This is a genomic window from Achromobacter sp. F4_2707 (assembly GCF_047501535.1).
GTDB lineage: Bacteria > Pseudomonadota > Gammaproteobacteria > Burkholderiales > Burkholderiaceae_B > Yanghanlia.
In genome coordinates this window covers 166059-177872 of the sequence record NZ_JAZDRJ010000008.1, presented here as the reverse complement: position 1 = coordinate 177872, position 11814 = coordinate 166059, and the positions used below count along the sequence as shown (strand labels likewise).

The following is an 11814-nucleotide window of genomic DNA, read 5'->3' as shown; positions in this document are numbered from 1 at the left end:
CGCCACACGCGTGACTGGAACCCGGTTCGCGAGGTGTGGTTAAACCCGCCGAAGGAACATGCCGCAGCGCCTCAAGAATTGAATCACGCGGCATGAAGAAAACGGACATCATTGTTGACAAACACCGCCTGCGTTTCCACGATGTCATACACGATCATATAGCTACTGTGAACGATCAGCTCAAAGGTGTCCGACACCCTCCCGGCCCGGCCCATTCTCGGGAAATCCTGAAGCACTGCTGTTTTTTCTGCTATCAGATCATCAAGCGCCAGGGCAGCATGAGGATTGTCTTCCTCAATGTAGTCGTAAATGTCTTCGCGATCCCTGACGGCTTCTGGCGTCCAGAGTAGCTCCATCATTCAGGGGCAGCCATACGGGCGCGAGTCGCTGCGCGGCGGGCGGCAAAGCGGGCTTCGACATCAGACGCGGGAATCAGGTTACCTGCCTCCGCAGACGCCTGCGACTGCTCGACCTTCTTCGCTAACCAAGCGTCGTATTGCTGCGTTTCCTCCTGCTGCGCCACATAACTGCGCATAAAGTCGCGCAGCAGCTGGGCGCCGGTACGATCATGGGCTTTGGCGGCATTGGCAAACTCCACCTTCAGACTTTCATCGACTCGAAAAGTAAAAGTGGCATCGCTCATGGCATCACCCTTATGTGTTACAAGTAATGTGCATTGTAGCACGCCGCACAAACTGCCTCCACGAGATTGATACCGAATACTGGGCACCGCTGTACCGAAATCAGCTGTGCCAGAGGTACACCAGCGGTACACACATCAAGTCTGCCCTCTTGCGTCAAATTGCGCTAAACTACTGACGCACAAGTACTTTACACTTATTTTGATTACGCTCGTATACGCTTGATTTTGCTAGGCATAGCTCGTCAGCGGCAAACTCATAATCCGTTGGTGCCGTGTTCGACTCACGGGGGGGCACCAGTATTCATGCGGGTTTCAAACGAAACACCGACGAGTTAGCCGCTCCGCAATATGGCTGTCGCTCCGCAAAGCGCAAAAATGCCCGCCACCGTGCGGGCTTTTTTGCGTCTAGGGCTAGGGTTAATACTCGCTCCACCCCACAAATGGAGACGGGCAGTCACTAGACACGGTTAATCACACCGATTTTTCACTGCACAAGACGGCAGTCACTTATCAACACGAACCGTGAATAGCCCTGTGAATAACCTGCGGATAGATCTCGCAAACCCTTATCCCACCGGGCTTTCACAACCCCTGATCACTAAACTGCCATCAAACGTTATTCCAGGTTCGACCGACACGCGTACGTGGGATTCGAGTTCATTCAGAGTTCATTCACACCCTGCCCTTGTACTGCGCCTAGAATCAAGGTCAAAAAAACTGAACGAATCGCCGGAATACGCCCTCATGCAGAGCGCACATTTTTATCAAGGGGTTCATATGACAACCAACCTCACCTTCCGCGAAGCGGAAACCGCAGACCTCCCGGAGCTTGCCACCCTGTTATCCGATGACCCCATCGGGGCCTCCCGCGATGGCGCACAACATCTCCGTGCCTATGAGGCCGCATTCAAGCAAATTCAGGCTCAAGCGGGGAATACCATCATCGTGGCTGTGCTTGCTTCTGAAGTGGTTGGCATGCTGCAACTCACGCTCATTCCCGGCTTGTCGCGCGGGGGCATGCTGCGCGCGCAGATTGAGAGCGTTCGGGTAAGAAATGAGCATCGTGGAAAAAAAATCGGGCAGGCTCTGTTAGCGCATGCCATTGCCATAGCCAGAGATGCTGGCTGCGGGCTCGTACAACTTACGAGTGATAAGCAACGACACGATGCGCTTAGGTTCTACGAGGCGCTGGGCTTCACTGCCAGCCATGAAGGGATGAAGCTGCTCTTGTGAAGACGCTGGACACGCTCATCGGCAATGCAGCACCATGCGACCGTCGTGTCCATCTACCCGCGCCATGACGCTATCCTAAGCCAAATCTCGCTAACACGCGTCGTTCACTTCGCCAACGCAACAGGCAAAAAAAACCGGGCCCTCTGTTTCCAAAGGGCCCGACCTTATCTGACCGTTCTAACTACCCGCCATTTCAGGCGGGCGGTACGATCAAATGACTTGAATGTTCGACGCTTGCGGGCCTTTTTGCCCTTGCGTCGTCGTGAACGAAACCCGCTGGTTTTCTTCTAAGCTTTTATGGCCGGAGCCTTGGATTTCGCTGTAATGTGCAAAGAGGTCCTTGCCACCGGATTCGGGCATGATAAAGCCGAATCCTTTGTCATTGTTGAACCACTTCACGATACCTGTTTCTGTTTTCAATTTAAGTCCTAAGTAGAAGGGAAGTATATCCCCACAGACACTATGGGGCTTTGTGCCTTATAAAACCAGACTGGTTACAAAATAATACATTTATGAAGTGGCTCGACTTTGCTTGCGGCATTCAATCAGCCGCCCCAGTCATACGGCCCTGGGCCGCCCGGCAGATTCGCCCTGATCAAACGCCCCGCGATGGATTCCGTGGTGGGGATGGGCGGCAGGAAGTCTCCGGGGCCAAACCATTGGGCATCAGCCAACTCGTCTTCCTGAATGCACAGCTCACCGCCGTCGTATTCTGCTGTGTAGGCGATCATCAGCGAATGTGGGAAGGGCCATGATTGGCTGCCGAAGTAGCGCAGGTCTTTCACATGCAAACCGACCTCTTCCAGCACTTCACGGTGGATGGCTTCTTCAATGTTTTCCCCCGCCTCAACAAAACCGGCCAACGCGGTATAGCGTGCCGTGGCGTATTCTGAGTGGCGGGCCAGCAGGATTTCATCGCCCCGCTTGATCAGCACCATCATCGCAGGGGAAACGCGCGGATAGGCGGAAAAACCGCATGCTGGGCAATGGAAACACAGCTCTTTTTCTGACTTGCGCATAGGCGTGGCGCACACGCCGCAATAGCGATGTGTGCGCACCCATTCCGACACTTGGAACGCGCGGTTGGCCAGCGCCCCATATTCCCCCATGTGCCCCAAAACGGCCCGCAGCTTGTGGAAAGTAAAGCCTGCAGGCGCTTCGGTGTCGGGCGCGACGTGCGTGCAGTAATGCTCGCATTCCGGCGTCAGCCACACTGGTTGCAACATATCCGCCGCTAGCCCCATGGCCCCGCATTCGTGCATCCCCGGAAACGTCATGCTGCTGTCACACAGCAGGAGCTCATTGCCTTTGAATATGAAATTCACTTACTGTGCTCCGGAATGCTTAGATAACTGCTTCGATCAGGAAAGGCCCTTTGTGCTGAATCGCGGTACGTAGCGCATCAAGAAAACTGGCTGTGTCTGTGGCACGCACCCCTTCCACCCCGCACGCCTTGGCCATATGCACCCAATCGAAGGCCGGCTCGTCGAGGTCGAGCATGCGGCGAGCATTATGACCGGCCTGCCCTGCCCCAACTTGCTTGAGTTCGTTGTGCAGAATGGCGTAGCTGCGATTGGCAAAAATGATGTTAACCACATTGAGTTGCTCACGTGCCTGCGTCCACAATGCCTGCATGGTGAACATGCCGCTGCCATCGGCTTGCATCAGAACAACTTTGCTGTCAGGGCGGGCGACAGCTGCCCCGGTCGCCATGGGAATACCTGAGCCAATGGCACCGCCGGTAATCTGCAGGTAATCGTGGCGCTCAGAACCCGCCATCAGGTCGAACGTCATGCGGCCGGAGCTTACAGATTCATCGCAAAGTATGGCGTTCTCCGGCAGCAAGGCGGCAATGGCTCGCATGATGCTGTCGGCATTGAAGGCGGTTGAATCAGATGGCGCTTCCAGACGATCGGATGGCTGGGCGATGACAGGAGCGACTGCTTTGGCGCCAACCGACTCAGCCAGTGCCTCGAGGGCTTTGTAAAGGTCGTCGGACGGCCTGGTCAGGCTGAGGATTTCGCAGCCTTCCGGCGCGAACGTGCCGGGTTTCCCTGGATAGGCGAAGAATGCCACTGGTGCTTCGGCACCCACCAGTATGAGCTGTTCCGTGCCGGCCAGCATCTGCACGGCCAAGTCGACATTAAATGGTATGCGTTCGATTTTTACACGCCCTTGGCCACGTTCAATACGGGCATTGGAACCTGGCGCCAGCAAGCGCGCGCCGGTATGCTGGGCGACCCGGCTGGCGTGTTCGAGCGCGGCACCCCGCAGCCCTTTCCCCCCTACTAGCAAGACCGTACGCCTGCCATTACGCAAGGCTTCGGTCACGCGCTTCAGTGCACTTTCCGAAACCTCGGTGCGAATTGGCTCAGCCGCTTTATGAAGGATGTCCGGCGCCGGGCTCCAGGCGGAGTCGGCAGGCAGGATAAGCGTGGATACACCACCTTCCCCTTGCTGAGCAGCCTCAATGGCTTCCACCGTAGCACGCGAAACATCCGCCGCATTGCGAATGCGCCGCACAAAATTCGACATGGGCCTTGCCAAGCTCTCGATATCGCTGGTCAGCGGCGCATCGTTAGGCAAGTGATAGACGGCATGGTCGCCCACCACGTTAATCATGGGGGTTTTGGCGCGTCGCGCGTTATGCATGTTGGCCAAGCCGTTGGCCATGCCTGGGCCCAAATGCAGCAAAGTGGCTGCGGGCTTATCGGCAATGCGTGCATAGCCGTCGGCCGCGCCTGTTACGACGCCCTCGAACACTCCCAGCACACAGCGCATCTGCGGCTTTTTGTCGAGCGCCGCGACAAAATGCATTTCAGATGTGCCAGGGTTGGCAAAACACACATCAATATCATGAGCAAGCAGGGTATCGCAAAGACTATCGGCGCCGTTCAAAACCAGTACCTCAGAGAAACAAGACAGTTAATGAAACATCACTTGTACTTCATTTCTCGCATTCATGACCAGCCGCGCACGTAATTCAGGGCCCTCAGCAGAAAGAAACTCCATCCGGCAAGCCGCCCATATAGCCAAACAGATAGTCTTATTCGGCCAAAAGCGTGGCGTCCATCGTGATTTTGGTATTCAGTACTTTGGAAACCGGGCACCCTGCTTTAGCCTGGCTCGCCACTTCGACGAATTTTTCCTGCTCGATTCCCGGCACGCGAGCATACACGGACAGGTGGCTGGAGGTGATGGCAAAGCCATCGCCCACCTTTTCTAGTTTGACTGCCGCTTCGGTTTCGATACTGGCAGGTTCAAACCCCGCATCACCCAGCATGAGGGATAAAGCCATGGAAAAGCACGAGGCGTGGGCCGCGGCAATGAGCTCTTCGGGGTTGCTGCCGGGCTCGTTTTCGAATCGTGCCGACACGCCGTAAGACGCTTTTTTCAACGCTCCAGATTCTGTAGAGATGCTGCCACTGCCCTCTTTGAAACTGCCTTCCCAAATGGCTGAGCCTTTTTTCGTTGTCATGTCCACTCCTGTTGAAAGGCGTGGACAGTCGGGCCCGTGCGGGCCCGCCGGATGCGGTCAGAGCATGCCTAATTGCAGCCGCGCCGACTCGCTCATCATTTCCCGGCTCCATGGCGGATCCCAAACGAGATCGACCACGACTTCTTCCACGCCATGAATGTTCAGAATCTTGCTGCGTGCTTCTTCAGCAATAATTGTGCCCATGCCACAACCCGGTGCGGTCAGAGTCATGCGCACTTCCACGCGGAACGTTTCGTCTCCCAGGGGAATGACGTCACACCCGTAGACCAGGCCGAGATTAACGATATCCACAGGAATTTCCGGGTCGAAGCAAGTCTTCATGACTTCCCACGCCGTTTTCTCAATAAATTCCTGTGTGACCGGCCCTTCGGGAATGTGACGCTCTTCTTCCTGAACTTCCAGGCCAAGGGCGTCTACATCTTGCCCTTCAACCCGGTAAAGGTTGCCCTGTACCATAACCGTGACGCTACTACCCAAGTTCTGGGTAATCACGGCAACACAGCCCTTCTCGATCGTGACTGGCGAGCCATAAGGTATGGTGGTCGCCGGGCAATCTCGCAGAACCTCGATTTCTTCGCTCTTCAAATACATCATGATGCGCTACTCGGTCTTTGCGGTTTCACTGGCCTGGGTAATAGCATTATGCAAAGTGTGCCAGGCCAGGGTGGCGCACTTGACGCGGGCGGGAAATTCTCGCACGCCGGACAGCACTTCAAGCTTGCCCAGATCGCGGTCAGGATGCGATTCGGTCAGCATGGCGTGCATGTCGCGAAACAGGCTTTCAACATCGTCTATCTTCATGCCTTTGACCGCTTCGGTCATCAGCGACGCCGATGCTTTTGAAATGGCGCAACCGTGGCCGATAAAGCTGACATCCTCGACCACATCACCTGCAACACGGGCATAAACCGTAAGCTGGTCGCCGCACAATGGGTTATGACCATCGGCTTGGTGAGTACACGGATCGAGCGCATGAAAATTGCGCGGCTTGCGGTTGTGATCAAAGATCACTTCTTGGTAAAGCTCTCGTAAATCGCCGAATCCGCTCATGCGTCCTGCTCCATTCCAAACAAACGGCGGGCTTTTTGCAGGCCTGCCACCAATGCGTCGACATCGTCAGTGCTGTTGTAAAGCGCAAACGAGGCCCGCGCCGTTCCCGGCAGGCCGAAGCGCGTCATCAACGGCATGGCGCAATGGTGGCCGGCGCGGATCGCCACGCCCTCCATGTCGAGAATAGTGCCTAAATCATGCGGATGAATATCATCCATCACGAAAGACACAATGCCGGCGCGTTCACGTGCCTGTCCAATAAAACGAAGGCCGGGTATTTGCGCCAGTGCCTCATTCGCGTACTGCAATAGCCTGTCTTCATGAGCAGCGATGCGCTCCAAACCAATGCTCTGTACATAGACAATGGCGGCATCCAGGGCGACAACGCCTGCGATATTGGGTGTCCCGGCCTCAAACTTTTGCGGCGTCTCAGCGAAAGTCGAACGCTCGAAACTAACGGTGTGAATCATGTCACCGCCACCCTGCCAGGGCGGCATGGCGTCGAGCAAGGCTTTACGCCCATACAAGGCGCCGATACCCGTGGGGCCATACAGCTTATGGCCGGAAAACACGTAAAAATCGCAGCCCAACGCCTGCACATCGACAGCTTGGTGCGCCACGGCCTGGGCGCCATCCACCAACACCACCGCACCCACTTCGTGAGCCTGGCGAATAATGTCGGCTACTGGGTTAATGGTGCCCAAGGCGTTGGAAACATGACAAACACCCACAAAGCGGGTGCGCTGGTTCAACAGGCGGCTGAAGGCTTCCATGTCGAGCTCGCCGTTGTCCGTGACTGGCACGACCTTAATGATGGCGCCGGTTTGCTCGGCCACCATCTGCCAGGGCACGATGTTGGCGTGGTGCTCCATCCCGCTTAGCAGGATTTCGTCACCCGCCTTGAGGTTAGGGCGCCCCCAGCTTGCTGCCACCAGGTTAATGGCTTCAGTCGTACCGCGCGTAAAGACGATTTCCTCGACTTGCGCGGCGTTTAGAAAACCTCGTACCCTTTCGCGGCCTTGATCGTAGAGGTCTGTGCTGTGCTGCGACAACCAATGCACGCCCCGATGGATATTGGCATTGGATTCGCTATAAAAACGCGCTTCGGCATCAATGACAGCCTGCGGCTTCTGAGTCGTTGCCCCGTTATCGAGATACACCAGGCGCCGGCCATTCACTGGTCGCGCCAATATCGGGAAATCGGCGGCATAAGCGGCGATGCCGGCCGAGGTTTCCTTCCCTTGCGCGGGTGCGTTCATGCAAGCTCCTCGAGAATATCGGCGCCTGGCATCAACGCCCTGACTGCTTTGCTTGCCCGGTTGCGTACAGGCTCGGATTCAATGCGGGCCAGCCCTTCCAATACAAAGGCGTAGATCAGCACATTGCGGGCATGTGTTTCGTCCAGACCACGGGCCATGAGGTAGAACAGGCTGTCCTCACTCAATTGCCCTACTGTTGCGCCATGTGTGCAACGTACATCTTCCGCGTAAATTTCAAGCTCGGGGCGGGAGTCGGTACGTGCCAGTTTGGATAGCAGCAAGCTGTCGTTACGCTGGATGGCGTCGGTGCCATCAGCGCCTGGGGCTACCAGAATACGCCCACGAAATACGCCGCGGCCTCGATCAGCCAAAATGCCACGATAATGCTCGTTGCTTACGCAATTAGGCTGCGCATGGCCAATCAGGGTGTGGTGATCAACATGGCGCTGGCCGTTAGCGAAGTAAACACCATTCAACAGGCTTTCAGCCCGCTCGCCATCGAAGCGGGTGGCGATATCGTGACGCGCGATACGCGCACCAAGCGAAATGGAGTGCGAGGCGAAATACGACTTGCCTTCCTGTTCAACATGCACGTCTGCCAGATGAAAAGCCTGCGGTGCTTCTTGCTGCAAACGTACATGACTCAAGTTGGCATCCGCCGCAACTTGCACACGCGTCACCGTATTGGTGAGTGTGACGTTGCCGTCACGCCCCACGTAATGCTCGACCACGCGACCATGCGAACCGGCCTCGGCGATGTACACATTCCGCGGAAACACAGCGGCGCCCTCGCCGCTTGCGACAAACACCACATGCACGGGTTGTTCGAGCGCCACGCCCCGGCTCAGGTGTACGAATGCGCCGTCTTCAGCCAATGCTACGTTAAGCGCTGCAGTGCTATTGCCGTCGGTTTCGCTACCAAAGGCCTGTTGCACGAGATCGGCGTCACGGGCCAGCGCATCGGCCAGGGTGCCCACTTGCGCACCGGCCGGCAAAGCGCCAACTTCGCTAAGCGAAGGCTGATAGCGCCCGTCCACAAACACCAGCCAGTGAGCTTGCTCACCTGCTTTGAGCGCGTGCACCTGCGCGGAGACATCCTGCGATTCCGCCTGTGTGCTGAAATTGGCCTGCTCAAGCAGGGCCAGAGACGTGTGGCGCCAGTCTTCCTGTTTCGGTGTCGGCCAGCCTTCCGCCGCAAAGCGGTCGATCGCACGCTGGCGCATGACTGCCAACCATGAATGGTCGGCGCCCAAAAGCTGCTGGCGCCGGGCCGAAAAGTCAGCCACCCAAGACTGCACTGAACTCATGCCCGCGCTCCCTGCTCGGCTTCCAGTTCCTTGACCCAGCCATAGCCTTTCTTTTCGAGTTCGTGGGCGAGCTCGCTACCACCCGAGCGCACAATGCGGCCGCCCGACAACACGTGCACGTAATCCGGAACGATGTAATCCAGCAAGCGCTGATAGTGGGTGATGACAATGAGAGCGCGATCAGGCGAACGCATGCGATTAACGCCGTCAGCCACCACCCGCAGTGCGTCGATATCGAGACCGGAATCGGTTTCATCCAGAATCGCCAATTTTGGCTCTAGCAGCGACATCTGCAGCACTTCGTTGCGCTTCTTCTCACCACCGGAAAAACCTTCATTCACCGAACGGTAGAGGAATTCTTCCTTCATGCCGACGGTTTTCATTTCTTCCTTGACGCGCTTGAGGAAATCCATGGCGTCGAGCTCTTCCAGCCCCTGGTGACGACGCACGGCGTTGACCGATGCCCGCAAGAAATAGGCGTTCGACACACCGGGGATCTCAATGGGGTATTGGAACGCTAGGAAAACACCGGCACGGGCGCGCTCTTCAATCGCCATTTCCAGGAGGTTCTGGCCCATGTATTCAACTTCGCCGCTTTCTACCTCGTAATCTTCGCGACCCGCGAGAACTTGAGAAAGCGTGCTTTTGCCCGAACCGTTAGGGCCCATGATGGCGTGAACTTCCCCAGCATTCACCTGCAGCGACAGGCCATTCAGAATACGCTTGCCTTCAACGGAAGCGTGCAAATCTTTGATATTCAACATAATCATATTTCCTTGTTAACCGACGCTGCCTTCAAGGCTGACGCCCAGCAGATTCTGCGCTTCAACCGCGAACTCCATGGGAAGTTCCTTGAATACTTCTTTACAAAAGCCGTTGACAATCATTGACACGGCATCTTCCGCCGTCAGGCCACGCTGCATGGCATAAAACAGTTGATCTTCTGCGATACGCGAAGCGGTGGCCTCGTGCTCGACCTTGGCGGTGGGGTTCTGAACCTCCATGACCGGGAAGGTATGTGCCGCGCACTTTTTGCCGATCAAGAGAGAATCACACTGGGTGAAGTTACGTGCATTTTCGGCCTTAGGCGTCATGCGCACCAAGCCACGATAGGCGTTACTGCCGCGCCCCGCCGAGATCCCCTTGGAAATGATGGTGCTGCGAGTGTTACGCCCGATGTGGATCATCTTGGTGCCGGTATCGGCCTGCTGGCGGTGGTTACTGAGGGCGACCGAATAAAACTCGCCGGTGGAATCGTCGCCACGCAAGACCACACTGGGGTATTTCCAGGTAATGGCGGAACCGGTTTCAACCTGAGTCCAAGAGATATGGGAACGATCACCACGACATTCGCCGCGCTTGGTGACAAAGTTATAAATACCACCCACCCCGTCCTTATCTCCGGGATACCAGTTCTGCACTGTGGAGTATTTCACCTTGGCATCTTCAAGCGCCACGATTTCGACCACGGCCGCGTGCAATTGGTTTTCGTCACGCATTGGCGCCGTACAGCCTTCCAAGTAGCTGACGTAAGAGCCTTCGGCAGCGATGATGAGGGTACGTTCAAATTGCCCGGTCTCCGCAGCGTTGATACGGAAATACGTGGACAACTCCATCGGACATCGCACGCCCTTGGGGATATACACGAAAGAACCATCGGAAAACACGGCCGAGTTCAGCGCGGCGTAGAAGTTGTCTCCGGGCGGCACGACGGTGCCCAAGTATTCTTTAATGAGTTCAGGGTACTTCTGAACGGCTTCCGAAAAGGGGCAAAAAATAACGCCGACCTCTTCCAATTGTTTGCGGAAGGTCGTCGCGACAGACACCGAGTCAAACACGGCATCGACCGCCACACCGGCCAAACGCGCGCGCTCGTGCAAGGGCACGCCCAGCTTTTCATAGGTGCGCAAAAGCTCGGGGTCGACTTCATCCAGGCTTTTGGGGCCGTCAGCCTTGCTTTTGGGTGCCGAATAATAGCGCAGGTCTTGGAAATCAATAGGCGGAAAATCGACGTGAGCCCACTCGGGCGGTGTCATTTCCAGCCATTTTCGATAGGCGGCCAAGCGCCATTCCAGAAGAAAATCGGGTTCGTTCTTGATGGCCGAAAGTTGGCGTATGGTATCTTCGGACAGGCCTTTGGGAAAGGTGACGGACTCGATTTCAGTAATGAAACCCGCCGTGTACTCCCTATCCAGAAAGGAGTCGAGTTGATCGGTTGCGCTACTGCTCATTCAGAGAAACTCCATGTCGAAGGGCTGGCCGCCGGAACGGGTGACGCCAGTCTCGAAGAAGAAGGTTGGCCAGGTATGAATTCAATTGTGGCGGCGGGCGTGACCATGTCGGCAATGGAAACCTGCTCAAGCGTTTTCCGAACGATGGCGTTTATACGCTGCCAGTTGCTGCGGATATTGCAATCAGCCTCGACACTGCACGACCCAGGCGTGGCTGTACATTCCGTCAGGCCAAAAGGTTGTTCGTCAAGGGCGTCTATAATGTCGGCAATGCTGATGGCTTCGGGGGCTTTGCTAAGCGCATAGCCGCCACGTGCTCCGCGTGTGCTTTTAACAATTTCACGCTGTGTAAGGGTCTTGAGCACCTTGCTTACGACAGGCTGCCCCAGGCCCAGCGTGGCAGCCAAATCAGCCGCGCTGAATACCCTTTCTGGGTCTGCCGCCATGTGGGTCAGAACCAGGGTGCCGTAATCAATGATTTTACTAACACGCAGCATTGCTGCCTGCACTCCTTATTTGCATGAAAGAATATAGTACCATTTTGGTCCTATATGCGCAAAATTTTCTTGGTCGACTGCTCATACAATATGGG

The 11814-nt window shown here is 56.1% G+C and carries 14 protein-coding genes; 1 reads left to right on the top strand and 13 read right to left on the bottom strand.

Annotated elements, in window-relative coordinates:
• Positions 1 to 83: 83 nt before the first annotated feature.
• Both VRY85_RS09840 and VRY85_RS09835 read right to left on the bottom strand, forming a co-directional pair.
• Positions 84 to 359 (bottom strand): type II toxin-antitoxin system RelE/ParE family toxin, encoded by a 276-nt coding sequence (locus VRY85_RS09840; RefSeq protein WP_414598411.1) that lies wholly within the window; start codon positions 357 to 359, stop codon positions 84 to 86.
• Positions 356 to 643 (bottom strand): CopG family ribbon-helix-helix protein, encoded by a 288-nt coding sequence (locus VRY85_RS09835; RefSeq protein WP_414598410.1) that lies wholly within the window; start codon positions 641 to 643, stop codon positions 356 to 358. The genes VRY85_RS09840 and VRY85_RS09835 overlap by 4 nt, the downstream gene beginning before the upstream one ends.
• Positions 644 to 1420: 777 nt before the next feature.
• Between VRY85_RS09835 and VRY85_RS09830 the strand changes: the two genes are divergently transcribed.
• Positions 1421 to 1876 (top strand): GNAT family N-acetyltransferase, encoded by a 456-nt coding sequence (locus VRY85_RS09830; RefSeq protein ID WP_414598409.1) that lies wholly within the window; start codon positions 1421 to 1423, stop codon positions 1874 to 1876.
• A gap of 210 nt (positions 1877 to 2086) precedes the next feature.
• On the opposite strand, the gene VRY85_RS09825 is transcribed toward VRY85_RS09830, so the two are convergent.
• The 11 genes from VRY85_RS09825 to VRY85_RS09775 all read right to left on the bottom strand — a co-directional run bounded on the left by VRY85_RS09825 (position 2087) and on the right by VRY85_RS09775 (position 11719).
• A complete protein-coding gene (locus VRY85_RS09825; protein WP_414598408.1) occupies positions 2087 to 2296 on the bottom strand; it encodes a cold-shock protein in 210 nt (69 codons plus the stop codon).
• Positions 2297 to 2421: 125 nt separating this feature from the next.
• Positions 2422 to 3120: an NAD(+) diphosphatase gene (nudC, locus tag VRY85_RS09820; RefSeq protein ID WP_414598421.1), complete on the bottom strand. Its 699-nt coding sequence runs from the start codon at positions 3118 to 3120 to the stop codon at positions 2422 to 2424.
• A gap of 100 nt (positions 3121 to 3220) precedes the next feature.
• Positions 3221 to 4774 (bottom strand): acetolactate synthase large subunit, encoded by a 1554-nt coding sequence (locus tag VRY85_RS09815; protein ID WP_414598407.1) that lies wholly within the window; start codon positions 4772 to 4774, stop codon positions 3221 to 3223.
• A 148-nt stretch (positions 4775 to 4922) separates the two neighbouring features.
• The gene (locus VRY85_RS09810) at positions 4923 to 5354 is read right to left on the bottom strand and encodes an OsmC family protein (protein WP_414598406.1); all 432 of its coding nucleotides are present in this window, start codon (positions 5352 to 5354) and stop codon (positions 4923 to 4925) included.
• Between the two features lie 57 nt (positions 5355 to 5411).
• Positions 5412 to 5969 carry a putative Fe-S cluster assembly protein SufT gene (sufT, locus tag VRY85_RS09805; RefSeq protein WP_414598405.1) on the bottom strand — a complete coding sequence of 186 codons (558 nt, stop codon included), beginning with the start codon at positions 5967 to 5969 and terminating at the stop codon, positions 5412 to 5414.
• A gap of 6 nt (positions 5970 to 5975) precedes the next feature.
• Positions 5976 to 6425 (bottom strand): Fe-S cluster assembly sulfur transfer protein SufU, encoded by a 450-nt coding sequence (gene sufU / locus VRY85_RS09800; protein ID WP_414598404.1) that lies wholly within the window; start codon positions 6423 to 6425, stop codon positions 5976 to 5978.
• A complete protein-coding gene (locus VRY85_RS09795) occupies positions 6422 to 7684 on the bottom strand; it encodes a cysteine desulfurase (RefSeq protein WP_414598403.1) in 1263 nt (420 codons plus the stop codon). Before VRY85_RS09795 ends, sufU begins: the two co-directional genes overlap by 4 nt.
• Positions 7681 to 8991 (bottom strand): Fe-S cluster assembly protein SufD, encoded by a 1311-nt coding sequence (sufD, locus tag VRY85_RS09790; RefSeq protein ID WP_414598402.1) that lies wholly within the window; start codon positions 8989 to 8991, stop codon positions 7681 to 7683. The genes VRY85_RS09795 and sufD overlap by 4 nt, the downstream gene beginning before the upstream one ends.
• Positions 8988 to 9755: a Fe-S cluster assembly ATPase SufC gene (sufC, locus tag VRY85_RS09785; RefSeq protein WP_414598401.1), complete on the bottom strand. Its 768-nt coding sequence runs from the start codon at positions 9753 to 9755 to the stop codon at positions 8988 to 8990. Before sufC ends, sufD begins: the two co-directional genes overlap by 4 nt.
• Positions 9756 to 9770: 15 nt before the next feature.
• Positions 9771 to 11222: a Fe-S cluster assembly protein SufB gene (sufB, locus tag VRY85_RS09780; RefSeq protein WP_414598400.1), complete on the bottom strand. Its 1452-nt coding sequence runs from the start codon at positions 11220 to 11222 to the stop codon at positions 9771 to 9773.
• On the bottom strand, positions 11219 to 11719 hold the full coding sequence (locus tag VRY85_RS09775; RefSeq protein ID WP_414598399.1) for an SUF system Fe-S cluster assembly regulator: 501 nt from the start codon (positions 11717 to 11719) through the stop codon (positions 11219 to 11221). The genes sufB and VRY85_RS09775 overlap by 4 nt, the downstream gene beginning before the upstream one ends.
• Positions 11720 to 11814 lie beyond the last annotated feature (95 nt).